This is a genomic window from Pseudoalteromonas sp. Isolate3, from assembly GCF_022398505.1.
Taxonomy (GTDB): Bacteria; Pseudomonadota; Gammaproteobacteria; order Enterobacterales; family Alteromonadaceae; genus Pseudoalteromonas; species Pseudoalteromonas apostichopi.
This window is the reverse complement of sequence record NZ_JAKEVN010000017.1, coordinates 12,155-36,275: the sequence shown is the minus strand read 5'-3', so window position 1 is coordinate 36,275 and position 24,121 is coordinate 12,155. Positions and strand designations below refer to the sequence as shown.

24 protein-coding genes are annotated in these 24,121 nt (G+C 40.7%); 6 read left to right on the top strand and 18 right to left on the bottom strand.

Going from position 1 to position 24,121, the window contains the following annotated elements:
• The 16 genes from L1D46_RS05935 to dapA all read right to left on the bottom strand — a co-directional run bounded on the left by L1D46_RS05935 (position 1) and on the right by dapA (position 13,480).
• Positions 1–552: a DUF3261 domain-containing protein gene (locus tag L1D46_RS05935; RefSeq protein WP_130052711.1), complete on the bottom strand. Its 552-nt coding sequence runs from the start codon at positions 550–552 to the stop codon at positions 1–3.
• Positions 540–1,781 carry an NAD(P)/FAD-dependent oxidoreductase gene (locus L1D46_RS05930; protein ID WP_130052712.1) on the bottom strand — a complete coding sequence of 414 codons (1,242 nt, stop codon included), beginning with the start codon at positions 1,779–1,781 and terminating at the stop codon, positions 540–542. Before L1D46_RS05930 ends, L1D46_RS05935 begins: the two co-directional genes overlap by 13 nt.
• 3 nt (positions 1,782–1,784) lie before the next feature.
• Positions 1,785–4,004, bottom strand: a complete 2,220-nt coding sequence (locus L1D46_RS05925) for a transporter (protein ID WP_130052713.1) — start codon at positions 4,002–4,004, stop codon at positions 1,785–1,787.
• A complete protein-coding gene (locus L1D46_RS05920; protein ID WP_130052714.1) occupies positions 4,001–4,519 on the bottom strand; it encodes an outer membrane lipoprotein carrier protein LolA in 519 nt (172 codons plus the stop codon). The genes L1D46_RS05925 and L1D46_RS05920 overlap by 4 nt, the downstream gene beginning before the upstream one ends.
• Positions 4,519–4,944 carry an acyl-CoA thioesterase gene (locus L1D46_RS05915; RefSeq protein WP_054554548.1) on the bottom strand — a complete coding sequence of 142 codons (426 nt, stop codon included), beginning with the start codon at positions 4,942–4,944 and terminating at the stop codon, positions 4,519–4,521. The genes L1D46_RS05920 and L1D46_RS05915 overlap by 1 nt, the downstream gene beginning before the upstream one ends.
• The gene (locus L1D46_RS05910; protein ID WP_239977050.1) at positions 4,937–6,481 is read right to left on the bottom strand and encodes an aromatic amino acid ammonia-lyase; all 1,545 of its coding nucleotides are present in this window, start codon (positions 6,479–6,481) and stop codon (positions 4,937–4,939) included. Before L1D46_RS05910 ends, L1D46_RS05915 begins: the two co-directional genes overlap by 8 nt.
• Position 6,482: 1 nt before the next feature.
• Entirely contained in the window at positions 6,483–7,451 is a 969-nt protein-coding gene (locus tag L1D46_RS05905) for an acyltransferase (RefSeq protein WP_130052715.1), read from the bottom strand.
• Entirely contained in the window at positions 7,451–8,188 is a 738-nt protein-coding gene (locus L1D46_RS05900; RefSeq protein WP_130052716.1) for a glycosyltransferase family 2 protein, read from the bottom strand. The genes L1D46_RS05905 and L1D46_RS05900 overlap by 1 nt, the downstream gene beginning before the upstream one ends.
• A gap of 3 nt (positions 8,189–8,191) precedes the next feature.
• Positions 8,192–8,545, bottom strand: a complete 354-nt coding sequence (locus L1D46_RS05895; protein ID WP_063707686.1) for a thioester dehydrase — start codon at positions 8,543–8,545, stop codon at positions 8,192–8,194.
• The gene (locus L1D46_RS05890; RefSeq protein ID WP_130052717.1) at positions 8,529–9,887 is read right to left on the bottom strand and encodes a class I adenylate-forming enzyme family protein; all 1,359 of its coding nucleotides are present in this window, start codon (positions 9,885–9,887) and stop codon (positions 8,529–8,531) included. Before L1D46_RS05890 ends, L1D46_RS05895 begins: the two co-directional genes overlap by 17 nt.
• Positions 9,874–10,440 (bottom strand): hypothetical protein, encoded by a 567-nt coding sequence (locus L1D46_RS05885; protein ID WP_130052718.1) that lies wholly within the window; start codon positions 10,438–10,440, stop codon positions 9,874–9,876. The genes L1D46_RS05890 and L1D46_RS05885 overlap by 14 nt, the downstream gene beginning before the upstream one ends.
• A gap of 8 nt (positions 10,441–10,448) precedes the next feature.
• Positions 10,449–10,694: an acyl carrier protein gene (locus L1D46_RS05880; protein ID WP_054554554.1), complete on the bottom strand. Its 246-nt coding sequence runs from the start codon at positions 10,692–10,694 to the stop codon at positions 10,449–10,451.
• A gap of 25 nt (positions 10,695–10,719) precedes the next feature.
• On the bottom strand, positions 10,720–10,977 hold the full coding sequence (locus L1D46_RS05875) for a phosphopantetheine-binding protein (protein WP_054554555.1): 258 nt from the start codon (positions 10,975–10,977) through the stop codon (positions 10,720–10,722).
• The gene (locus L1D46_RS05870; protein ID WP_130052719.1) at positions 10,974–11,759 is read right to left on the bottom strand and encodes a lysophospholipid acyltransferase family protein; all 786 of its coding nucleotides are present in this window, start codon (positions 11,757–11,759) and stop codon (positions 10,974–10,976) included. Before L1D46_RS05870 ends, L1D46_RS05875 begins: the two co-directional genes overlap by 4 nt.
• Positions 11,749–12,459, bottom strand: coding sequence for a beta-ketoacyl synthase chain length factor (locus L1D46_RS05865; RefSeq protein ID WP_130052720.1), 711 nt, complete (start codon positions 12,457–12,459; stop codon positions 11,749–11,751). Before L1D46_RS05865 ends, L1D46_RS05870 begins: the two co-directional genes overlap by 11 nt.
• A gap of 106 nt (positions 12,460–12,565) precedes the next feature.
• On the bottom strand, positions 12,566–13,480 hold the full coding sequence (gene dapA / locus L1D46_RS05860; RefSeq protein ID WP_130053029.1) for a 4-hydroxy-tetrahydrodipicolinate synthase: 915 nt from the start codon (positions 13,478–13,480) through the stop codon (positions 12,566–12,568).
• Between the two features lie 160 nt (positions 13,481–13,640).
• Between dapA and L1D46_RS05855 the strand changes: the two genes are divergently transcribed.
• Positions 13,641–14,294 carry a DUF6058 family natural product biosynthesis protein gene (locus L1D46_RS05855; protein ID WP_130052721.1) on the top strand — a complete coding sequence of 218 codons (654 nt, stop codon included), beginning with the start codon at positions 13,641–13,643 and terminating at the stop codon, positions 14,292–14,294.
• Positions 14,295–14,533: 239 nt separating this feature from the next.
• A complete protein-coding gene (locus L1D46_RS05850; RefSeq protein WP_167657506.1) occupies positions 14,534–18,310 on the top strand; it encodes a S8 family serine peptidase in 3,777 nt (1,258 codons plus the stop codon).
• Positions 18,311–18,403: 93 nt separating this feature from the next.
• Here L1D46_RS05850 and L1D46_RS05845 read toward each other — a convergent pair whose 3' ends face one another.
• Positions 18,404–18,673, bottom strand: coding sequence for a hypothetical protein (locus L1D46_RS05845; RefSeq protein WP_130052723.1), 270 nt, complete (start codon positions 18,671–18,673; stop codon positions 18,404–18,406).
• Between the two features lie 207 nt (positions 18,674–18,880).
• Between L1D46_RS05845 and L1D46_RS05840 the strand changes: the two genes are divergently transcribed.
• Together L1D46_RS05840 and ykgO are read left to right on the top strand one after the other, a co-directional pair.
• Complete coding sequence (locus L1D46_RS05840) at positions 18,881–19,132, top strand: type B 50S ribosomal protein L31 (RefSeq protein WP_130052724.1); 252 nt, start codon at positions 18,881–18,883, stop codon at positions 19,130–19,132.
• A gap of 18 nt (positions 19,133–19,150) precedes the next feature.
• Entirely contained in the window at positions 19,151–19,288 is a 138-nt protein-coding gene (gene ykgO, locus L1D46_RS05835) for a type B 50S ribosomal protein L36 (RefSeq protein WP_130052725.1), read from the top strand.
• Between the two features lie 43 nt (positions 19,289–19,331).
• Here ykgO and L1D46_RS05830 read toward each other — a convergent pair whose 3' ends face one another.
• Positions 19,332–19,718 carry a cytochrome b562 gene (locus L1D46_RS05830; RefSeq protein ID WP_130052726.1) on the bottom strand — a complete coding sequence of 129 codons (387 nt, stop codon included), beginning with the start codon at positions 19,716–19,718 and terminating at the stop codon, positions 19,332–19,334.
• Between the two features lie 348 nt (positions 19,719–20,066).
• Here L1D46_RS05830 and L1D46_RS05825 point away from each other — a divergent pair, with 348 nt between their 5' ends.
• Together L1D46_RS05825 and L1D46_RS05820 are read left to right on the top strand one after the other, a co-directional pair.
• A complete protein-coding gene (locus tag L1D46_RS05825) occupies positions 20,067–22,913 on the top strand; it encodes a TonB-dependent receptor (protein WP_130052727.1) in 2,847 nt (948 codons plus the stop codon).
• A gap of 151 nt (positions 22,914–23,064) precedes the next feature.
• On the top strand, positions 23,065–24,108 hold the full coding sequence (locus L1D46_RS05820; protein ID WP_130052728.1) for an ABC transporter substrate-binding protein: 1,044 nt from the start codon (positions 23,065–23,067) through the stop codon (positions 24,106–24,108).
• Positions 24,109–24,121: the final 13 nt, after the last annotated feature.

Below are 24,121 nucleotides of genomic sequence, written 5' to 3'. Positions count from 1 at the left end.
TCAATTAACCCTTTGAAATTTAATTTTGTAATTTCGCTGATAGTTTACAAGTTCTGTTGCACCGTCTAAATAGCGAATTTCACTAATTAACTGCTCACCCTGATATAAACGTCGCGTCGTTCCTTGTTCATCTAGGTTCAAGCCATAAAGCTGAGAGTTCAGCACAGTAACAGGCCAGTGCACAAGCATGATATCAGCGAGAATATAACGAGGATCAACAGCGTTGATTGGGAGCATTTTTTCGCTTTTAATTGGCCCAAGTGGCGCTTTTTCTAATTGAAAAATAGGCATACCTTGAGCCGTCATAACAGCCAAGTTGATACCTGTTTCACTATTTAAACTCAGCTGCGCTAGTAACGTATACCGCTCATCACCATGGCGTACTTCAAGCACTTGCTGCCAATTATCAGCAACTAATGACGGAGGTGGATCAAGCAAGTAAATTCCTGCATTTGGCGCTAAATCAACGCCCGTTTTTACAGCAAATTCACTGGCACAACTAGCCACTAATATGCTCAAACTTAAAAGCAAAGAGCGTGTTAATCGCGACATAATTCAACCAACGTATTTAAGCGTTTGTTGCTTTGTTTTACAAATGGGTTTTGTAAATCCCAAGCATAGCCTGCAAGAATAGCACTGATCATCTCGCGAATTTGTTGGTTTTTCTCACTGTAAAAAATCACGTCTTGAAATGAGCCATCATACCAAGCACTGACGTAGGTTCTAAAGCAATTAACTCCTTGTTGCAAAGGCTCACTGTAATCGTTTTTGAAATCAACTTGCTCACCACGTAAGTAGCTATCAACTAAAGGAGCAACCAATGAGGCTGATTTTAACGCAATCGTCACCCCAGATGAAAACACCGGATCTAAAAATTCACCTGCATTACCAAGTAGTGCAAAATGCTCACCATACAAGCTCGACACATTAGCAGAATAGCCTTTGATAGCACGCGCTTCACCTATAGCTTCTCGGTTGGCTAATAACTCACTTAAATAGCTGTCTTGCTCGATAAATTCATTTAAGCCAGCGAGGGGGAGTTTATCTTCAAGCTGCTCTGGTTTACCAACTACACCAATGCTTGCCGTACCATCACTAAATGGAATCAACCAATACCAAATATCTTTATGCTCTGGATGAACATTAATTAAGATTTTTTCACGGTCAAACTGGGGATCGCTAATATTATCTTTAAAATGGCTGAAAAAAGCCCAGCGTACAGGGAAATTTGATGCTGACTCTAAATCAAGTAAGCGAGGTAATACTCTGCCAAAACCACTGGCATCAAGTACAAAACGCCCTTTAATTTGATAGCTTTGCTGGTTTTCATCTGTAACATCAAGTAAAGCGCCATCTTCACAATCGGTGTACGCAAACACGCTATGCTGGTAACGTATTTCAGCCCCCTGCTGCATGGCACCATCGGCTAAGCATTTATCAAAGTCCGCACGTTTTACCTGAAAAGTCGTGCCAGGGCCTTCGCTAAATTTTTCGGTAAAATCGATCGTTGTGTGGTCGCCCCGACGCTGAAACGCCGCACCATTTTTAAACTGAAAACCAAGCGATTGTGCCTGTGCTTGCACCGCTTGCTCAAGGTCTGCCTCAGCTAAAAAGCTCATGCACTGAGGTAATAAACTTTCACCAATCGAAAAACGAGGAAAGGTTTGCTGCTCTAACATCACCACATGCCAACCTTTTTTCACTAGTAAACTGGCTGCCACTGCACCTGAAGGGCCAGCACCAATAATAACAACATCAGCCTGTTGAACTTGATTATTCACCTATTATTTTTCCTTATTTTTAGGTAATGCAATACTGAGCGGCGCAAGGATATAGATACATACTAACCCCACTAACACCGTTAGTCCGAAACTGAAAATAGCTGGTGTTTTCGAAACGGCCAACATGCCAAATACCCACATCGATGAAGCCGCTGATAAACTAATTGCAAGCACATTGCTAGGACTTAAATTATTAACTTGATAAAACACCAAATAATCAATTGCCAAGGCTAATATCAATAAACAGCCTAACAGATTAAAAATCGATAGCTGAGATTGCAGCGCACTGCAGAGCAGCAGTACTGCAGAAGTTGTTAGTATAAGCACTAAAATTTGCTTACATGCTGTTTTAAAACCAAATTTAACGCTAAAAAGTAATAACGCAAAGATCATCGCAATGGCCAGTGTCACCAGTAACGAATTTGAGTAATGGCTTAAACCTTCGCTTATCATCGCAACTTTATCGTAAACAATTAAGTCTGTAGAAGCGTTGGCCAAACCCTTAAGCTCGGATTTATTTACACCGGTTACCATAAACCAGCTTGCGGTGAGTGTATTGTTTGAGATCACTTGGTTAGCGATTAACGGCGCTAATGGTGAATTAAGTGCCGCGTTTAAATCAAGCATTGATGTTGAGAGCTCAACAGGCGTCCCTGTCATTTGGCTAACCACACTCATGGCTTGCTGGGCCGAATGTAATTGCTCGTAGTTTTGTTTTTGCAATTGCTTACTAGGCACTAAGTCACTAAGCATCAATACGTTACCATTGAGCCCAGTTATTTTTGTCTTGAGTGTTTCTTGTTTTTCTAGTAATTGCTGCGCATTATCGGCAAATAAAATCATGATTTGGCCATTATCTTTTCCTAATAAAGACATATGCAACGCTTCGTTTTGCATTAAATCAGCAGGACTTGCATTTAACAGCTTTACATCATCATTAATCACAGGGGGTTTTAGTAAGGCAAAGGCACTTAGAAACACTAACATCAGCATGCTGAGTGCAACGCGATAATGCGTTAATCGTTTTAAATAACCACTTAACATGTTTGCTAATCGATGAGCAGCAGCGTTAATGGTTAAACCAGCTTGCCAATAGGGAAATAAGATACGGGTGCAAAGCCAAGCTGTAACTAGCCCTGCAACAACAAATACGCCTACTTGACTGAGTAACTGTACTGGCGAGAAAAACAAACTCGCGTAACCGAGTATAGTGGTTAGTAACGACAAGAGCAGCGCCAGTTTGAGCCCTTGGCTAAAACCTTGCGGCTGCTCGGTTAAATCAAGCATGCCATGAAATGCATAATCAATGGCAATACCAATCAGCGTCACTGCAAACACCATGGTTAATACATGCACCTGACTAAAAATACTGATCAGCGCAATGGTGCCACCAATAGCGGCGCTTATCACGGTTACAGAGGCCAGCCACAATGCATTTATCGAGCGAAACACCCACACCACCATCAAAATAAGCGCCAGCAAGCTCACCGAACCAAACAAGGTCATTTCAAATTTGGCTTGCTGCGCATTTGCTGCGGTATGAAATAAAGCACCGGCATAGCGAATTTGTGTATCGGGATAGCGGCTTTCAAGCTCAGCGATATAGGTAACTATCTCATTGCTCAAAGCTATTGATTGATTTATTGAAAAGGCATTGTCAGCACTTTGCACGAATAACATTAAATACTCATCACCTTGATAGTTAATGTTAATTCGGCCATCTTGCAGCTCAAATTGCTGCATGTGCGCCATTGCCTCGGATAAGAACCCCGCTGTAGCAAGCGTAGGGTCTTGGTTGATAGTACTTGAAACAAAAGGATCAGCGACTTTACTCAACTGATTAAAGTAATACTGTTGAAAGCGATTAGCATCGCCAATCGCTTGCTTATATTCCTCGGAAACTAAATGCCCTGCGTACTGACCGTAAAATGCTGCCAACTGGGATATTTCTGGTAACTTAAAACGAGGCTCAATGTGTTTGCTCGCCAGCCATTGATGTAATTCATCATAAGCTTTTACTGCATTCTCACCACGAAAAGAAAAGCTCAACTGCTGTTTGTTAGCTGAAAAAAAGTGTTCTTCGACTTGCTGTAAACGCGGTTCTGACTTTGGCAACAAAGCCAAAATATCATTATTCAACGTAGGCTGTTTTAGAATAAAAACAGCCACTAAGGCGCTAACTAATAGGCTCAGCCAAGCGAGCGTTAGGCCCCATGCTTTCACTGTTTTTGCTCATTGTGAGGATAAGCAAAGCGTAATACAGTAAAGTTACCATTTGCTTCTTGAAGACGCACACGGCTCACTTGCTCTGCTGCTACACATAATTCGAACTGACTAAATAGCTGCTTTAGCAGGTCATCTTTAGGTAATAAAGTCTGACAACCGGGCTCTGCATGGTCTGTCATCGTAAATTGCTCAGCAAGCGCCACTTCATCATGCTTTAAAATTGCTTGCAGTAAATTAACGTAAGGCTCAGCGCCTTTTTGTAGCTGCGGCTCATCTTGAGCGTTAAGGGTATATACTTGCCCTTGCTTAATTAATAGCGTGCTTTTAACCGGAGACTCAACCTGCCAAGTGAGGCCATCTTCAGCAAGTTCAAACGAACCTGTTGATATAAAAGGTTTACTAAATCCTTTAAAATGCTTCTCTTGGCTAAATGTGCCTTGCTCTGTCACTGCGCTTGATGCAAACACAGGAAAAAAAACTAGCACACTCAGTAACAACACGCTTAATCGCATTAAATCACCTTTTGAAGTTTTTCATGTAAAACAGGCGGCGAAACAAACTGCATTTCTTTTTTCTCTATATCAACCGCAACTTGGATAGTCGTTGCTTTGGTTAACTTTTTACCTGTAGCGCAATCAGTGATTACGTAATCGATACGTAATCGTGTTTCATATTCTTTTAAGTACGCATCAACGCGGATTTTTTGTGTGAACAATGCTGAGCCGACGTACTTAATATGCATGTCAATAATCGGCCACGCATAGCCAGACTCTTGCATTTGCACATAGTCATAGTCAAACAAACGCAGTAATTCGCAGCGCGCGACTTCTAAATAGCGCGGGTAATTACCATGCCATACCACATTCATTGGATCGCAATCATGAAAAGGAATTTCAATCTCAACATGAGTGCTCAGCAACGAGCCACGACTATGCATATAAACTCCAACGTTTTGTTTGAATAGCGTCAACCGTATAGCGAAGAACAGCTTCTAGTGGACGGTCTTCATCAAGCAGCGGGAAAAACTCGCTAATGTCTTGATACATACTTTGTACATCACTAGTTAAACTAGCAAACTCAAGCTCACCACTGTTAATACGTAAACGTAGACCTTGAATACTCGCGAGCAAGGTACTTGCAACCACTTGTTCAGTAAGCTGCAATATACGTAAACAATCTCGCGCTGCTATGGTTCCCATACTCACTTTATCTTGGTTATGACACTCGGTCGAACGAGAAAACACACTCGCTGGCATGGTCAGTTTTAATGCTTCAGCAGTGTACGCACTAGCACCGATTTGCACCGCTTTAAAACCATGGTTAATGTAACGGCGCTCATCGTTACTTGCCGATAGATTAGAGGGTAACCCATTGTTATAGCGTGTATCCACTAACGATGCTATTTGTCTGTCAGCTAAGTCTGCTAAATTTGCCACAGCCGTTTTCATGCTATCCATCACCATTGCAATATGGCCACCATAGAAGTGACCACCATGCAGCACGTGTTCACCTTCACCATCAATAATTGGATTGTCATTCGCCGAATTTAGTTCATTTTCAATCATTTGCCTAAACCACGGCAAACTATCTTGAAGAACACCAATAACATGTGGGGCACAGCGAATTGAATACCTATCTTGCAAGCGGTCAGCGTTACGCGGGTGCTCTACATGGTTTAAGTCTCCACGGATCCATGCAGCTACTTGCTGTTGCCCTGGATGTGGCTTCACCGAAAACAAAATATCATCAAAGTGATGACTGTTACCTTTTAATGCAAGGCTTGCAAGGGCTGTTATACGGCTGGTCAATTTAACTAAGTAATCTGCTCTATCATAAGCAAGACATGCCAAAGCTGTCATCACGGCCGTGCCATTCATGACTGCCAGCCCTTCTTTCGGGCGCAGCTTTAATGGCTTTAAGCCAAGTTCTTGCATCACCTCTAGACTGTTTTTAATTTCGCCTTTGTAATACACATCGCGCTCACCAACCATGGCACCGGCTACATACGAAAGCGGGGTTAAATCACCACTGGCTCCCACCGACCCTTCTTGCGGAATTACCGGTACAATATTGTGATTTAAAAAGTCACGTAATAAGTTCAACATATCCCAGCTAACACCAGAATACCCCTGTGAAAGCGAGGTTAAACGGGTCGCTAAAATAGCGCGTCCTTGGGCTAGATTAAAAACATCGCCAAGGCCACATCCATGAAAACGAGTAAGGTGCAGTGGTAATTCATTGACTAAATCAAGTGGCACTTTTACGGTTACCGAGTCGCCATAACCTGTGGTAACGCCGTATATCACGCCATCATCTTCAAGCAACTTATCTAAAAACGCTACGGCGCTGTCTATTTTATTCGCAAATTGACGGTCTGATGTTAACGCTACAGCACCTTGCTCTAATGCAATATGAACAATATCTTCAATCGATAAACGCTGCTCGCCAAATACGGTAGTCGTGTGCTTTGACACCTTAGTTCTCCTTGTTTTGACCACGAGACACATGCTCGTCATTTTGCCAAAAATCATAAAAATTAAACCATTGATACGGATAGGCCGCAGCGTAAAAACTGAGCCTTTGCGCATAATCACTGACAATTTGTTGTAATGTTTGTTGTCTCGTTTTACGCGGTAAAACGAGCTTGTCGGCGTATTTTTCAAAAATCACGCGGTAAAATATTTCGCCATTTGGCTTTTTATCTTTTAAACAAAACAGATGAAACACCGGGCAATCTAACAGCGCAGCTAAAATAAATGGCCCTTGTGAAAAAGGGGCTGGCTTACCTAAAAAGTCAGCTTCGATTACTCTTCCTGTGGTGGTGGTACTGGTTCTATCACCGACAATCACCACTATTTCACCCTGCTCGACTTTTTCTTTAAGCATAATCGCCATATCTGGGCCAAGATCGGTTACTTGAATGAGGTTTACCGCAACATCCGGATTAATACTTTTCAGTAATTTATTAAACTCAACGGCATGATGAGTAAACACCAATACATTAATCGTTTTACTGTTTCTGTGTTGGCTAAGGGCCCTACATACCTCTAAGTTGCCAAGATGCGAGCCGATAAAAATAGCCCCTTGCTGTTGCTCATCAAGTTGTTTAAAAAGCGCTTCGTTAGTGTAAAGAATGTTATGTTGCTGTATTCGCCCAAGCCAAGCATCTATTTTGTCAAAAGCGCTGTCTGCAAAGCAGCAAAAATGACGAAAGCTGTCACGCCAAGTAACGGCTTTACTATTACCATTCACCTTACGCGCTTGAGTTAAGAATGTATGTGATGCTTGGCGGGCAGTTTTGCCTGTTAAAAACAAATAAAACACCACTGGAAACAGCACCAGCCACAAGCCTTTACGACCAAATACGCGATAACACACAAGCAATATCTGCATGCCAAAGCGATTGCCACGTTCTTGCATTTTTGACCAGTGCTTTACAGCCATTAGCCAGCCACCTTACGCCAAAGTAGCTTAGGTGAGCGTAGCAACATGCCAAAGAATAAACGCGTATGTAGCCAAGAAATTCCCACGTTATCGTGTAAGGCTCGAAAGTGAGATACGCCATTTTCAGGGTAAATGACCTGGGTTGGCAAAAACGTGACTTTTACACCTTGCCAATAAAGCCTGACCAAAATCTCGATATCAAAGTCCATGCGCTTGCCAAGCGGTTGCTTTGTCATTAATTGTTCAACAGCTGCTAATGGATAAACCCGGAAACCACACATTGAATCGACAATATCAAAGCTTAGGGTCTCCACCCAAACCCAAAAATGGGTGATATAACGGCTCAAATAACGGTGCTTAGGCACTGAGCTGTCATAAATTGGACAACCGCTGATCACTTTTTTCGGTGATTCATTACTCAGTTCAATCAACTTACTAATATCTGCTAACGAGTGCTGACCGTCTGCATCAACCTGAATAGCATGGCTAAACCCTTGTTGATAGGCAGCCAACAACCCAGTTTGAACGGCCCCACCCTTACCTTGATTTTGAGCATGGCTTATCAAGGTTAAAAAGTCGTACTGAGTGTCAAGCTCTGCAAATACTTGCTTGGCATCTTCGTCACTACCATCATCAACCATGATAATTGGCAGCTGTAATTCTTTTAGCTCATCGAGTACAGCAGCAATAGCATGTGTATGATTGTAATTAGGAATAACAATACAAAACTGGTTCATGGCTTAATCACAAAATACAATTCGACCAGACGCATGCTGGCCTTTGTCTGATTGATAGCTAAACAAGCACTTACCTTTTGCATTACGCTCAAGGGTTAGGTTTACCGTCATATCAGGGGTTGTTACTACCTGAAACTTTAACACTTCTAAATCTTGTACAAGTTTGCCAAAACCCAAATATTGCTGAGCATATTTTACTGCCCAATCCAGCTGTACTACGCCTGCTAAAATTGGCGCATCTGGAAAGTGGCCGCGAAAATAATCTAAATCAGCTGCAATGGTTAACGCTAAACTCACGCTAGTTTCAGTTTGTGATAAAACGGCCACCTCTGGGGTTACGTTATTCAGGCTTGGCAAAATACTGCTCCAATGTTTTTAAACTTAATTTAGCTTGGCTGTTAAAAGGAAGTGCATCGATGTAGCGCCATTTACGTGGTAAGCAAATACGTTCAAAGCGGTTTGAGAGGTGCGCTTGTAATGCGCGGTTTATTGCTAATTTACCGTGTTGTTCAAGCTCTTTATTAGCTTCATCACTGAGCACAACCACCGCACCAATTTGTACACGCTTGGCTGGAATAACCACTACTTTTACTTCTTTTACCCAGTCATGGTTTTGCAGATAACTCTCAAGCTCATCTAAATTTAAACGTTTTTCTTCAATTTTTATCGTTCTGTCTATACGGCCCAACAGTTTAAATTGACCATTTTTATGAACGAGTGCTCTATCATCTAAAGGAAAGTTCGATTGCTCTAAAATCGCAGAATCTAGCATCAATCGCCCTTCATGATTTAACGATAAAAAATTACCATTAAACGGCTGCCATGGTACATCGACCGCCGCCTGCGTAACTTGTCGATAAGCAATACCGCCAGTCTCTGTACTTCCAAAGACTTGGGTAGCAGGGCGAGCTAACTGATTAAATAAAGTTTCGGCATGCTCATTATTGAGTGGTCCGCCAGAGGAAAATAACCACTTAATTTTGTCGCGTTCAGGTATTAACACATTATCAGCACATAAACGGCCAAGCTGTGCTGGGCTTGAAACGAGCACAGCATATCGAATGGTTTTTAACCTTTGCGCGATATGTTCTGGATACTGAATTTGCTCGCTATCAATTATATGACCCTTAGACAACGGCCAAAGTAAACGGAACAATAAGCCATAAATATGTTGATGCGATACGGTCGCTAAAAACGTAAATTGACGTGGTAAGTCAAATGACATTGATAATACTGCGAGTTCTCTATTTAATACCCGCCACGGTTTCACAATCGGTTTAGATTGTCCTGATGAGCCTGACGTATAAAATATAACAGCAGTGTTTGTTGGCCATTGTAAACGGTTAGTTTGCAAAGGCGTGTGACCAAGGCTTTGTTCAAGGTTGGTAAATAACACATCGTCATCGATATTAGTTGCATCACCAGCAAAAAAAGCAGACTGCGCAAGCAATAAACTTAATGTTTCATGCTGACCATTAGGTGGCAAAATGACATTATGACCACTACAGGCTAAAGCAAATAAGCGCACTGCAAATTGGTAGGTATCAGGATGGAATAACACTACATGGCTGCCAGTTTTCAGCGCTGTGAGCTTACTTTGATAAGCCGCAATATCAGCATAAAACTGTGTTTGTGTTATTGGCTGCCCTGCAACAACAAATGCAGCGTCTGGGTGAAATTTCAGGTTACTCGCTACCATTACTTTTAACCTTTTGTCTTACAAGCCATTCCACAAGGCCTAAGAGAGCTATCAGAATATAGGCTATTAATCCGTTGTACAGAGTCCATGTCTTTAACGAAGTAAATAGGCTAGTGTATAACGCAATACTGCCATTAATAATAAAAAACGCGCACCATACTTTAGTAACTTGGCGCGTGTAATTAACCCCTTTTTCATCAAGATCAGGCTCTTTAATTCGAGCAAAACTCTCAATGACTGTTGGGCCATTTTTCAGCGAATAAGCAAAGGTGATTGCCATTACTGTATTTATAATGACTGGGTAAAGTTTTAAGCCCAGATCACTGTTAAAAAACTGCGTTGTTGCTAAAGCGATAATTGCCAAAATAGAGGCGGGTTTTATCCATGGCATAGATTTGAGCAGCTTTTTGCTAAGCAAAAGCCTTAAGCCGACCAATACCATCAGTACCAAGCTCACTTGCCTTAATGAGATATGCTGTAATCCAAAATACACAATAAACGGGTATAAAGATAAGCACACTAAGAGCAGTGTTGTGGTTATCGCTTTGAGCATAATAATGTTTATGAAACGAGTTTTTCTACTTCGTTTACCACATCTTGCACAGTACGCACTTGTTTAAATGCATCTGGCTCAATTTTTTTGCCAGTGATTTCGCGTAACTTTACAACTAAGTCAACAGCATCAATGCTATCAAGATCTAAGTCTTGATACAGGTGCGCATCTAGGCTGATATCATCAGCATCAATCTCAAATTCATCTACTAAAATGCCCTGTAAAACGTTGTAAATGTCAGCAGCGGTTTTCATGCTTATTCCTACTTCTAAGTCTGTATTATGATTGGTGTTGGTTAATAAATTCTGCCAGTGCATCTACTGATGCAAAATGGGCTTTTGTTTGTTCTGAGTTTGCGTCAATTTTAACGTTAAACTCTTTTTTAATGGCTAAACCAAGCTCAAGCGCATCGATGCTATCTAGACCTAAACCATCAACAAATAGAGGTTGGTCATTTTCAATATCATCCACGGTAATATCTTCAAGATCTAAGCTGCTAATGATTAATTGTTTTATTTTGTTCTTTAGTTCAGTCATAGGTGCCTGAGTTCCTCTGAAAAGTAATGTTGCAAATCACGGGTTAATTGTCGTGCTTGCATAGCGGGTTGTTCATTATTAAGTGTGTCATTAAATGTAAATGGGTCACTGGCAAAGCGCATTTCAAAATGCGCTTTTGTTGCTGCGACGCAATACCATGGTGTGCCTTTGGTCAAAGTACTTGGTTTCATACTAATCAGCACTGAGGTAATAGGGGCTTTACAGCGAGCAGCAATATTCGCAGCGCCACGCTTAAATTTTAACTGTTCACCAGGGGTTGTGCGGGTGCCTTCAGGAAAGATAATCAGGTTATTTCCAGCAGCAAGTGATGCTTCACATTCGTTTAGTAACTCTTGTGGGTCTTCATTACTAATATAACCTGTGCCCTTAATTACACCGCGCATAAATGGATTTTTAAATAGGTGTGCTTTGACCACGCAGTCAGCATTTTTAATGACAGATATCAGCACCACAACATCAATTAATGAAGGATGATTGGCAAGTACAAGTTGCCCTTTAAGATCATGAAATCGCTGTTTATCATGCACCGAAAAATGGATAGCACCAGTGTAATGCATCAAGGCAACAAAAAATTTAAAACTATAATGAACCGTTAAACGCGCTTTTTGCTTACGTTTTGCTTGGCAGGGTTCAAATAAGCGTTGGATAGGTAAAACCAATAAGGTTAGAAGAATACCGCCAAAACCAAATACAGTAAAACAAAACCCCGTTGCCAATACACGCCAAATTTTATTCAACTTTATATAAAAGTTAGTCGCCATGGTACTGTAGCATCCAAGCTGATTGTTGATGTGAAAGCAGCGATTGTGTTCCTTTGCTTGTTAAAGCAGCTGCCAATTGCAAACTCAATGGTAAACATGAGTCACTTTGCGTATGTTCTGATTCAGGAAGTTTTATTAATTCAAAATACGGCTTACCGATCTGTGCTTTTGATAATACAAACGACACACTATGAGCAATTTGTTGCTCATCGCTAAATGGTAAGTATTCATCGGGTAATACGCTTTCGGCATGGGCTATTAAAATTTGCTGCTCAACACCAATATGAACACGTGCAAAGCCATCGATCATGGCAGAAATAATACTGTCTTGCCCACCTGCGATGGCATTCATTGGTGCTTTATTTTTTGCAATAATAGAGAACAACCCGGTTGCGGCATTGTGCACACTCAAACCAAATGCGGTAGGAGAAAGAGGCTCTTGTTCAACTAGTGAATGTAATAGATTCGCCGTTTTTGGTAAGTCGCCATGACGCGATGAAAAATTTACGGCGAGCTGCTCGTGATTCCCTTGTGCTTGATGCATAGTATGAAGAGCCATTTTCATGAAAGGGCTTAAACGGCGACGCTGCATAGGTGCAACCCAGCTTAAATCAAGGTCGAGAAGATCGAGGTGGCTTAATCCTGCTACTTGTTGCTCGGGTGCAACCCATAAACACAGATTATCAACAACAAATTTCACAAGTATTATTCTTATAACGCCAAACGATTGCTAATTTTACCTATTAGCTACAAAAAAGTAAAACAATGGTGCTTAATTACAAAAGTAATTAAGCACTCATTCATTTTTATCGTAAAATGACGTCTTTTTCAGCTAAAAGTTGTGCTTTTTCGCCTACTATATCAGCAATATCAAGTTCGTTAATATATGCTAACCCTATTTTTTGTTGCTCATTTGATAGTGGCACATAAGGTAGACGGAAAACAGGGTTCACCGCACCTGTCATCATCAGAGCAGTATTTATCGCAATTGGATTAGGCTCGCAAAACAACCACCCCATTAAAGGCTGTAATTTTGCGTTTAATGCATCATTCTTTTCATTCATCAAGTGACGGAATAAGCCTGGAATAATATTAGATGTAACCGAGATAACACCGTGGGCTTTATGAATGTGTCTTGCATCATGCGCTTCATCGTCGTTACCTGACCAACAAGCAATGCCTTGCTGTTCATAATGAGCAATTCGCTCATTGCCACCGCACTCTTTTACACCAATAAAGTTTTCGTGCTTAGCGAGTGGTTCAATGATATCGGGGGTTAGATCTTGACCTGTACGACCTGCTACGTTGTAAATAAACGCAGGACCAATATCTAGTAAACGATTAAAGTGTTCTTTTACTCCGGCCAAAGACGTACGCCCGTAATATGGATTGATTTGTAGCGCAGCATCCATCCCTGTAGCAAAACCATACTCGGTTGCTTTAATCGCTTCACGGGTATTGTTACTACCCGTATTACCTACAATTAGTAAACGATCTGAGAATTTGCTAACACTATGTGCAATCAGCATTAAGTGTTCTTCCCAATTCATTAGTTGGCCTTCACCTGTGGTACCGCCCACAATAATGCCATCAACGCCAGCTGCAATTTGTTGCTCAACAAGGCCGTCATAGCAAGCAAGGTCAATTTCACCATTCGTTAAATATGGTGTTTTTATAGCGGTGATCAAACTTGCTTGTTTAATTGTTTCTAGGTTGCGCATAACTTTTTTAATGTTTGGAAAATTTGCGCTAGTTGTATCATAAACACAGCCATTTTCCGAGTAGTGAGCTGTAATAAATAAAAATACTTGAGAAAAAATCAAAGTTAAGCCAAAATCAAACACTGTATATATTAACAGTATTTATAACGAGTATTTGACAATGCAACTTTCTAAATTTTTGGCAACCTACTTTTACACTACCGAAGAGCTGTGTCAGACCCTATCAATTGATGAGGAAACCTTATCAGAATGGCAGCAAAGTAGTTTATTTCCAAAGCCAAGTTACTGTTTGCAGAGTCAGTTAGAGTGCAGTTCATATTCAGGTATTTACCAATGTGAAGAATATCAAGACTACTACCCTCGTGGCGCGGCGAGTTGGGGGCAATTAATTATTAAGCACGACATTACTTCATCTTGCCAAGCATTTAATTATTTTGCCCAGCAATATTCAAATCATCTGAGTAAACTGGCCGAGCAAGGATTTGCAATAAATGAAGAGTTGTTTGGTAGTGAAATTGAGGAACATTTACAACAAGTATGGCAACAGTTTTTATGCAGCAAATATGGCGTCCTCACACAAAATGGCTTAGTTGAAGAAGCAGTGCAGCTAGATGTCGCTAAATTACTTATTGATGATATTACTGAGCTACGCACTAAAATCGGCTTAACTTTGGAGGAGCGACAAAGCTTACATAAAGCTCTCAAATTAATGAACCGCGCTTTAAGTTATGGTACTGGAAACGAGGGTAAAAACACTCTAAGACATCGTTATATAGATAACGTGGTCACTAAATACGACCTATCAATAAAATAACCCGATTAATTTGCCACTCTAAAATGAAGCAAAACTGAACGACCGGACAAAGTTACAGCAACGTTTAAATTGTTACCGTTTAGTTAATACAATTTGCTACTTTTGTTTTGTAGGTTTTCATATTTTTAATCGTTAGATTGATCTAGTTGAGTTACTTAAGTTGCGAGTGCAATACACATTAACAATGAACAGTGCTCTTCTCTTCTCAACTAATTAAATCATAAATGAAGGATTGAAAGATGAAACCTTTTTCAAGGCTTGGTCGCATAAATGCGACCTACTTGGCTATGCTCGGCTTGAGTTTAGCGCAACCAGCAATGGCACAAGATGTTGCCATCACTAAAACAAAAACAGATGCGCTTACCTTTACACTGATTACAGGTGACAAAGTATCTGCGGTCGTCAATAAAAACGGTGAGTTAGGTGGTATTCGTTTACTCAATGCAGATGGCTCTGATGCAATTACGAGTATTTTTAAACGTGGTAAAAGTACTTATGTTATCCCAACGCAAGCACAAGCCCTTGTAAATTCACAATCAATTGATATGGAATTATTTAATATCAATAAACTTTACGAGTCTGGTTATGATGATGCATCTACTGATGTACTGCCTATAATTGTTGAATATCGCGATGGCAGCCTTGCAGGTACGGCAGTACCAAAGACATTTGCAGGCATATCATTGACTAGCGAGATAGAACTTATCGACAGTGCAGCATTCGCAATTAGTAAAGATAAAGCCGCTCAAGCTTGGCAAACGCTAGCATCACAAGCTGATGTAGAAGGTATTTGGTTAGATGCTATCGTTCATGCTCATAAAGTCTCAAAGTCAGAGACATTAACACCGACAGTACCTTTAACCGGCGCTTATGGTGAAGCAGCCATTAACTACAATGGAGCAGGTATTAAAGTAGCCGTTCTTGATACAGGCTATGACACTGAACACCCTGATTTACATGGACGTGTAGTTGCATCTCGTGATTTTACATATTCAAGTAACGGTGTTGACGATATAAATGGTCACGGTACACACACTGCTTCAACCGTGGCTGGTAATGGTCACGAATCTGATGGTAAATGGGTCGGTGTTGCACCCGGTTCAGAGCTTATAATCGGTAAGGTACTTGGTAATAATGGCGGCGGTTCAACACTAGGAATCCTAAATGGGATGTATTGGGCTGTCATGGATGAACAAGCAGATATTGTTAATATGTCTCTCGGCGGTACGGCAACAACTTGTAGTGGCCCACTCGTTGACATGGTTGAAGCTCTTAGCGAGAAGGCATTATTTATTATCTCGGCAGGTAATAGTTTTACCCGTGAAACTATTGGTTCACCGGGCTGTGCTCCAAGTGCACTAACCGTTGGTGCTATAGATCGTGACGGTAATACAGCTTCGTTCTCTTCACGCGGTCCATCACCAGATGGTCACTCAGCAAAACCAGATATTACCTCACAAGGTGTGTCAGTTGTAGCAGCTGCATCGGGTGGCTTAGGTGATACTGCATACCGAGTTTACTCTGGTACATCGATGTCAGCCCCCCACGTAGCTGGAGGAGCAGCTATTGTCATGCAGGCCCGCCATGATTTAACACCACAACAAATAAAAGATGTACTGACTTCATCTGTAAAAATAACCGATTCACATGTACTTGAGCAAGGCGCAGGCCCGATGGATATCAATCGCGCGATTGATCAAGCCATCATTGCCCCACCTAACAGAGAACTTGGCTTTTTTAAGCATACTGAAAACGATGCTTTTACTGAAACATCAGTAACCTTAAAAAATATCTCGCATAAAGATATCACCCTAAAATTAAAACTCGATTTAATTGGTGAAGATGGTAAAACACAATTACCAGCGACACTGGCAGGACTAGCTGCTAAATCAATTACAATACCAGCCAATGGCGAAGCGCAAGTACCAATGTGGATCGACCCGTCTGTTGCATTGAGAAACGGTGCATACGGAGCGATTACTGGTCGTATTACAGGTACTTCAACAAGCCAAAGCAATGAGCAACTTATTGTTCCCGTCTCTTTTTGGATAGATCAACCAAAAGTTTCTCTCACAGTCAACTTAACTGACCGTTGGGGTAATCGTGCAAGTGCTCCTTCAAAGGTGTATCTAATTAATGAAGAAGATGATTGGGGTTCACTTGTCCGACTAAATGGTGGGAAAGCAGAAGCTGAAGTACCTGCTGGTTACTATACTATTGTGGCTAATATCATGACTTACGATAACCCTGACTCAAATTCAGGTCTCGTTGATTCAGCAGCGCAAATGGCCGTTCTAAATAGAAAAATTGATAGTACTACAGTAATTGATTTAGATGCTCGAACAGCTCAACAAGTAACCTTCAAAGCTGAACAACCTCTTGCTCCTCAAGGTTATTCTTTTGGTTTCACCTATGCCCTAGACGATGAAAAAGTAGCGAAACTAGCCGGCATTGAAATGGCACCAGATTATGTAAGTGATATGTTTGCATGGTCTCAAGGTCATGATGATCGTTTCCGCTCATTTGTCACTACACGCGCACTTGCACCAGAAACAACGGTAAAAATGCAAAATGGCGTTGAGCTTGACTATATTAAGCAAGGCTTAGCACTTTCTTTTCATGGCGAAGGCTCTGCTGAAGTAGTACCAGTAGGTGATGCAGGTTATAGCACTGACTGGAGTCAATTTCAGTTAGAAGGTAAAATAGCCCTTATTACTAACCCTTATTATCTAACTTCTTACATGGTTGGTAACGCGATGAAGAATGGCGCCATTGGCGTAATCTTCTATCGTCCATCTCGTGCAGGTCGCTATAAAGGAACCATTACAGGCACACCTAAAATACCTGTAATTGGTATTAGTTCTGAGCAAGGTGAAACGCTTATGACTGAGATCGAAGCAGGTAATAATATGGTAAGTTGGTCAGGGATTGCAGCCGAACGCTCACCTTATGCCTACTCTATTAATCATATTACTGATGGTCGTATTCAATCAGGTCAAATCAATATCACTGAACATAAGATGCATAAGATCACCGCTTCTTATCATTCACAAAATGATGAACGTCCGTCTTGGACTGATGCGATGGCAATGACCAACAGTACAGGTGAGTTTTACTCTACAGGTAGTACACAGATGATCATGCTACCTCATGTACGTGAAGAGTATTACACAGCCACAACGAAGAATGCGTGGACGAATATCGTCATGCCAAATTATCAAATGCAAAGTTCTGGCGCTTACTTTGATGGTCCACGTACAATGACACCCGCAGAAGAAGAAACAACAACATGGTTCAAAGGCCCTCGTGCTGGTAGCTTAGGCAGCAGTGGTTCGCCAATTATCCGCCGAGATACTAACTTACTCCACTTCAATATTGCAGCCTTTGGCGATGCCTCTAATCACGACGGGATGTTTGGCTATATGGGTAGTTCGGCATTCGGTTTAACTTTAGATGGTAAGCCGGTATCCCCTTATCAAGGGACCCTAACTCTTGAGCCTGGCGACCACCAAATTACACTCGAGGTGCGTTCATACGCACGTGGTGTTGGTGAGCGCTCTCCTGTTAAAGACAACCTAGGATCACTATACCAAGGCTTCTATACTTTTACTGCCAATGAGCAGCATCAAGGTATACAACCAGTACTGATACCTATGATTGATTTACCTGTAGACATCGAAAACACGATGAATGTAGGCGAAGCTGCACAGGTTAAGTTATCAGGCTTACTTGATGGTGTTGGCGAAGTTCCATTAGCAGACGTACAGTTCCAATATGCCTATGGTCAAGAGTGTGCAATTACCTCAATTCCTGCATATATCTACTGCCCTGTATCAGACAAGTTCTCCCCAGAAAACTGGGTTGATGCACAGATACAAAATATTGATGGTGAATGGATTGCGACAATTCCAAATGATGGCAACTCAGGTGATTTTGTCCACATTCGTACTGTTGTAAGTGATTATGGCACAAGCACAGCTGAGCAATTTACATTACGTGCTTATATGCTCAAATAATTAGTTAGCGCTAATCAGCAAAGCCGCCTTCGGGTGGCTTTTTTCATATAAAACATGATGCTTAAACACAATATATTCAAGCATGAATAGGTATTAAGAATCTAAATGCTCATACTGCCCGCGATAAACTTCAAAAGTTTTAACGACGGTATGTTGCTCTTTACTTAGATTATCAAACCAAGTATCAAAACGTTCATCATCATCTTGTTCACTTAGTGCTAAATATTGTGCTAACAGCTCAATAATATCGTTGTGACTACAAGACAAAATATCTACATGATTAGCTAAAATAGAATGGTCTTTATCGCGAAGCATGTTCATTACATTTTGATCTAGTTCTTCACGGCTAGTTTTATCATTCACTTCCATATCCTTCTTTAAAATAAGCACGCATACCTAGTTATAACAGCCTTATCGACAATATCCAGCTTTTTAAAGCTAACTGCTTATTGATTGCTCAGCTTGTATAAATTTAAAACAGAACACAATAAATAAGAATTATTTTCATCTTGATATCAATACACAACCACTATATAGTTGATACATTATCACATAACATAGAGTTGAATTATGAAGCCCAATATCCACCCTGATTACCAGCAAGTCGCTTTTCATGATACAGCAGCAGACAGCTACTTTATTATTGGTTCTACTATCAAAACTTCGCGTACGATTGAACTTGAGGGAAAAACTTACCCTTATGTACCAATTGATATCTCAAGCGACTCTCATCCGTTTTATACTGGTAAACAAAAAGCCCTAGCAAGCGATGGACGTGTAGCAGCATTTAATCGTCGTTTCAAAAACTTAGCGAGCAAATAGTTACTATAAGGAAAGAACATGAAAGTATTAAGTTCATTAAAAAGTGCTAAGAACCGCCAGGGCTGCCAAATCGTAAAACGTAAGGGTCGTGTCTATGTTATTAATAAAGACAATCCGCGTTTTAAAGCAGTTCAAGGTAAAAAGAAAAAGCGTTAAAAAAGGTGCCGAGGCACCTTTTTAAAATTAAAGTAAATCTAACTTACTTACCAAATAACAACTCCCAAAAGCCTGGTGGCTCATGTAGCTCATGATATTTTTTTCTGAGCTCATCAATAGATTTAAGCGGCGCCTTAGCAGCTTCAAGGCCATGAGTACTTGCAAGCTGCTTAGCTTGTTTTGCTTGATTTATTACTTTATTCAGCCCTTCTAAAGACGCCGTTTTATGCTGTTTAAAATCAGCAGTTTTAGCTGTCTCTAACAATTCAATAAATTCATCAATAGCTGTATTAAAGGTGGCAAGATCATTAGCACGTACAGAGTTTTTATAAGCAAGTCCCATATTTTTCATATTGGCCTCAAGATCTATACTGGTAGCCGAACCAACACTCGAATAAAACAACAATAAGCTAACGATAAAAAATTTCATAAAACTCTCATATATATAACTATTGCAGCATTATAAACCGAAACTCAGGCACAGCCTAATTCTGACATTTAGATTAAGTTCATAACACATCACTATTATATAAATAAACGCATCAATATCCCCACCATAATTATAGAAACAAAAACAATCCAACATTAAATTTTGAAATGAAAAACAAAACCTCCCCGTAAGTGACTGAAACAAATGAATTAAACTTAATACATTTTGCTACGTATTTTTTATTTGAAATAAACAGGGACAATGATAGAGTAACAACCGTTAACATATTGGAAACGATATTTAACAAAACCCTTCCAGGGAAAGAACAATAAAATAACAGGTGAAACAATGATAAAAAATAATTATTTAGGTGCCAGCATCAAGCTCGCTCTTTGCTCATCGGCGCTTGCCATTTCTAGCCAATCGATGGCTGCTGAAGATCAAGGTGCTAAATCAATCGACCGAATCGAAGTAACAGGTTCTCGTATTTTACGCGAAGGTGCTATAGCTCCAGCTCCAGTAACGGTTATCAGTGGTGATGACTTAGTTAATACCGGCGCTGTTAATATCGGTGAGGCACTAAATAAATTACCAGCTCTTGGTAATACTTTTTCTCTTTCAAACTCAGGTCGCTTTATCGGTACTGCAGGCCTAAACATTCTTGATTTACGCAACATGGGTACTGACCGTACGCTAGTACTCGTCAATGGTAAACGCCATGTATCTAGCTCTGCGGGCTCTCAATCAGTTGATACCAATACAATTCCTAGTGTATGGGTAGAGCGTGTTGAGATCATCACAGGTGGTGCATCTGCAGTATATGGTGCCGACGCTGTAACAGGCGTAGTTAACTTTATTCTGAAAAAGAACATTGAAGGCTTTAGTGCAAGTGTAACTCGCGGTGAGTCTGACCTTAGCGATTACAATAACGAAAAAGCGACATTCTCATATGGCACAAACTTCGATAATGACCGTGGTAATGTAGCCTTTGCTGTTGAGTATTCAGCACAAGATACGCTCAATGCGCTTGATCACCCATGGACTGACGGCTCTTATCGTAGCATGCGTAACACTGCGCAAACTGAAGAAAACAAAGACGATCCAAACTTCCCTGATTTTATCTACACACCAAATGCCGGCTACTATGCAATCAATAATGCAGGTGTTTTCGCGTTAAGTAATGGCTATGTGAACTCATTCAACCCAGATGGCACTTATCGCGAACTCAATATTGGCGACCAAGTCGACGGCTTATCTTGTGCTAATTGTGATTCGTTTAACCTTGCACAATTCAATGAGATTCAACCTGAATTTGAACGTTACAACGTAAACTTTAAAGTTAACTATGACGTTGCTGAAGATATGAATGCTTACTTTGAAGCAAAATACGTTAACAGCGAAGGCCAAAGCATAGGTCAGCCAGCATTCTTCTTCTTTAATCCAAATAACAGCATTAAGATTGACAACCCTTATCTTGACTCTAGTGTTAAAAATCTAATGGAACAAGAAGGTGTTAGCTCTATTATGGTTAACCGTATGATGACTGATTTAGGTCGTCGTATAGAAAACAACACACGTGAAACAACCCGTTTTGTTACAGGCTTAAAAGGCACTGTATTTACAGATTGGGAATTAGATGCATCGGTTGTTTACGGTCAAACAGATCTAGAGCGCGTTAATGGCGCAAATATGATCATGGCGAACTATTACAATGCCCTGGATGCTATTGATGATGGTTCAGGCAACATTGTTTGTCGTAGTGAAGAAGCACGTGCTGATGGCTGTGTACCAGTAAATATCATGGGCTTTGGTGCACCTAGCCAAGAAGCAATTGACTATATCAATACCGTATCAACAGGTACGTCAACAATCACCCAAACTGTTGTAACAGCATCACTTGCAAACTCTGCAATTTATGAATTACCAGCTGGCTATGTTGGTTTTGCTGCCGGTGTTGAATACCGTAAAGAAGAAAGTGAAACTGAAGAGCCAGACAACGCAGTAGGTACGTTCTTTAACGCGCTGGGTGAAGACAAAGGTGAGTTTGACGTAAATGAAATTTACTTCGAAGCATCAATCCCACTTCTTGCCGACTTACCTCTTGTACAAGACTTAGTCCTAGATACAGCGGTACGTTACGCTGACTACAGCACAATTGGCGATGCAACAAGCTGGAAAGTGGGCTTAGATTGGACTGTTAACGACCAATTACGTGTTCGTGCAACACAATCTGAAGCTCTTCGTGCACCAAACATTGGCGAAATCTTCGGTGCACCTAGCCAAACCTTCTACAGTGTTGACGATCCTTGTTTAGCTGATAACTTAAATGATTTACAAAATTCAGAAGTACGCCGCGCGAACTGTGCAGCCCTTGGTGTGCCTGCAGATTTTGAATCAGATTACGATGCACAAACCCTTGAAGGTTTAGTAAGTGGTAACCGAGATGTGAAAGGTGAAGAGTCAACTAGTACGACTATTGGTTTAGTTTACCAACCTTCATTCCTAGAAAACTCAGTTGTTACAATCGACTATTGGAAAATTGAACTTGAAGACGCAATCTCAACAATTGCATCTCAAGAAATTCTTGATCGCTGTGTTGACGCTGAAGGCGGTATCAATAACCAATACTGTAATTTAATTACACGTGATAGCGCATCAAGTGAAATTACATTGATTCAAAACTCGGTATTAAACGTTTCTGGTCAAGAAGCATCGGGTGTTGACTTTGAGTTAGGTTATGACTTTGATGCATTAGAAGGTAACTTCTCTACACGTTTAATTGGTACGTACTTAATTGAACGTAAAGACTATCCTTTCCAAGATCAACCTGAAGATTATATCGAATATGCAGGTACAACTGGCGAAGCGAAGTGGCAGGCAAACCTTTCAATCTCATATAAGCGTGATGGTTTCTTCACTACGCTTGATACTCGTTATATTGATGAGGTAAGCCTTTATACAGACCAAGATCTAGAAGATAACCCGAATCCAAATAGCTTAACTAAATTTGGTACCTATGTTATCTCTGATGCAACAGTTGGGTATAACTTCGAAAACGGTTTTGGCGTTAAGCTAGGAGTTGATAACATCTTTAACCGCAAACTTCCATTCGGTACGATAGGTACTGGCTCAGGAAGTGCGAGTTATGACAACATTGGCCGCTTCGGCTACTTAAGACTTTCTTACGACTTCTAATCGTAAAAAATTTGATTCTCTTAGGGCTGCACTTTTATGCAGCCCTTTTTCATTTAAGAAGTCAAAAACGATCTTATTCCAATCCATTACTTAAAACCTATCAATTCAAGTTATATACTAGGGCAAATCAGTCAATTAACTTAACTTACCCATGCTAAAAACGGTATTTTTCACTATCTGCCTATTTTGCTTACCGAGTGTATTTGCCAAGCAAAGTGTTATTTTTATAAATCCTGGCCATGCCGATACTAATGTCACGGGCCCGTTTTGGTTTGAAGTGTCGCAGATGATGCGTGACGCTGCCAAAGACTTTGATCTCGATTTAACGATTCATTATGCCAACCGAAATCATATTGAAATGAAGTCATTAGTGGCTAAAGCGATTAAAGCAAAGCCAGATATGCTGATTTTAGTTGATGAGAAAAGCGTGCTAACCCAACATCTTTTGAGCATAGAACACACTTCTACGCCGATCTACTTTTTACTTAACCGCCCATCTGAAAAAGAACTAAAAAGATTGATTGATCATGGTATTAATATCACAGGTAGCGTGGTACCCGATAACACACAAGCGGGGCAACTTCTTGCCAATAAGCTGATTGAAAATAGTCAACAAGCTGCTAATGTTTTTGCGATAAATGGCGATTACACCACTCATGCAGCTCTTGATAGGGAGCAAGGTTTAAAACAAAGTATATTAACGCATGATAATACGCACATCACGGCGAAAACTGTTGCCAACTGGTCAGCAACACAAGCGTATCGTCATAGCCTTGGCTTTTTTAGCCATCAACCAACCATTAATATTGTTTGGGCAGCCAACGATGCTATGGCCTTAGGAGCGATTGCTGCGCTTGATGAATTAAACAAACGCAAAGAAGTATTAGTTGGTGCAATTAACTGGCCGCTTCGAGCTGTAGCAGAAAAAATAGACGTCACTATCGGTGGTCATGTTACGCTGGGGGCTTTAGCAGTGGTGAATATTCATGACTTACTGAATAAACACTCCTCTGGACCTATTCATCAAAAAGTGGCCATTTTCAGTCAACATAACGAACAAACGCTTAAACTCGTTGAACAAATTCACAGTGATAACTTGGCAATTAACTTTCGCGTTTTCAGTAAGGCGCATAAAAATGCCCTCCCCTTTAGTGTTGAATCTCTTCTCTTAGAGGCAACAAAAAGCGCACTGTAAAGGGCATTTACAG

Excerpts from the sequence above, each read along its gene's own strand:
- L1D46_RS05905 (WP_130052715.1), bottom strand. The coding sequence starts at position 7,451 with ATGGCTGTAAAGCACTGGTCAAAAATGCAAGAACGTGGCAATCGCTTT.
- L1D46_RS05875 (WP_054554555.1), bottom strand. The coding sequence starts at position 10,977 with ATGACTGAACTAAAGAACAAAATAAAACAATTAATCATTAGCAGCTTA.
- L1D46_RS05855 (WP_130052721.1), top strand. The coding sequence starts at position 13,641 with ATGCAACTTTCTAAATTTTTGGCAACCTACTTTTACACTACCGAAGAG.
- L1D46_RS05935 (WP_130052711.1), bottom strand. The coding sequence starts at position 552 with ATGTCGCGATTAACACGCTCTTTGCTTTTAAGTTTGAGCATATTAGTG.
- L1D46_RS05820 (WP_130052728.1), top strand. The coding sequence starts at position 23,065 with ATGCTAAAAACGGTATTTTTCACTATCTGCCTATTTTGCTTACCGAGT.
- L1D46_RS05915 (WP_054554548.1), bottom strand. The coding sequence starts at position 4,944 with ATGCATAGTCGTGGCTCGTTGCTGAGCACTCATGTTGAGATTGAAATT.
- L1D46_RS05920 (WP_130052714.1), bottom strand. The coding sequence starts at position 4,519 with ATGCGATTAAGCGTGTTGTTACTGAGTGTGCTAGTTTTTTTTCCTGTG.
- L1D46_RS05880 (WP_054554554.1), bottom strand. The coding sequence starts at position 10,694 with ATGAAAACCGCTGCTGACATTTACAACGTTTTACAGGGCATTTTAGTA.
- L1D46_RS05870 (WP_130052719.1), bottom strand. The coding sequence starts at position 11,759 with ATGGCGACTAACTTTTATATAAAGTTGAATAAAATTTGGCGTGTATTG.
- L1D46_RS05850 (WP_167657506.1), top strand. The coding sequence starts at position 14,534 with ATGAAACCTTTTTCAAGGCTTGGTCGCATAAATGCGACCTACTTGGCT.
- L1D46_RS05840 (WP_130052724.1), top strand. The coding sequence starts at position 18,881 with ATGAAGCCCAATATCCACCCTGATTACCAGCAAGTCGCTTTTCATGAT.
- L1D46_RS05900 (WP_130052716.1), bottom strand. The coding sequence starts at position 8,188 with ATGAACCAGTTTTGTATTGTTATTCCTAATTACAATCATACACATGCT.
- L1D46_RS05825 (WP_130052727.1), top strand. The coding sequence starts at position 20,067 with ATGATAAAAAATAATTATTTAGGTGCCAGCATCAAGCTCGCTCTTTGC.
- ykgO (WP_130052725.1), top strand. The coding sequence starts at position 19,151 with ATGAAAGTATTAAGTTCATTAAAAAGTGCTAAGAACCGCCAGGGCTGC.
- L1D46_RS05885 (WP_130052718.1), bottom strand. The coding sequence starts at position 10,440 with ATGCTCAAAGCGATAACCACAACACTGCTCTTAGTGTGCTTATCTTTA.
- L1D46_RS05830 (WP_130052726.1), bottom strand. The coding sequence starts at position 19,718 with ATGAAATTTTTTATCGTTAGCTTATTGTTGTTTTATTCGAGTGTTGGT.
- dapA (WP_130053029.1), bottom strand. The coding sequence starts at position 13,480 with ATGCGCAACCTAGAAACAATTAAACAAGCAAGTTTGATCACCGCTATA.
- L1D46_RS05890 (WP_130052717.1), bottom strand. The coding sequence starts at position 9,887 with ATGGTAGCGAGTAACCTGAAATTTCACCCAGACGCTGCATTTGTTGTT.